The organism is Bradyrhizobium sp. BRP22, assembly GCF_020194175.1.
Taxonomy (GTDB): domain Bacteria; phylum Pseudomonadota; class Alphaproteobacteria; order Rhizobiales; family Xanthobacteraceae; genus Bradyrhizobium.
The window spans coordinates 1-255 of the sequence record NZ_JADYVX010000168.1; the positions used below are offsets into that span (position 1 = coordinate 1).

1 pseudogene is annotated in these 255 nt (G+C 66.7%); it reads left to right on the forward strand.

From position 1 onward, the window contains the following. Nucleotides 1-255 (forward strand): annotated as a pseudogene (locus tag I6F35_RS40735) (IS3 family transposase); the annotation flags it as partial.

Here is a 255-nt window from a genome sequence, read left to right on the forward strand (position 1 = left end):
GGAGGAGAACGCGAAGCTGAAGAAGCTCCTGGCGGAGCAGATGCTTGATGCGGCCGCCTTTCGCGAGCTGCTTTCAAAAAAATGGTAGGGCCCGCCGCCAAGCGCGCTGCGGTCGCGCATCTGCAGGTCGTCATGAGCCTGTCGGAGCGGCGGGGCTGTTCGATCGTCAGCGCGGACCGGAAGACGATCCGCTACCGCTCCCGCCGCCCGCCGGACGCAGTTCTGCGTGGCCGATTGCGCGACCTCGCCAACGAG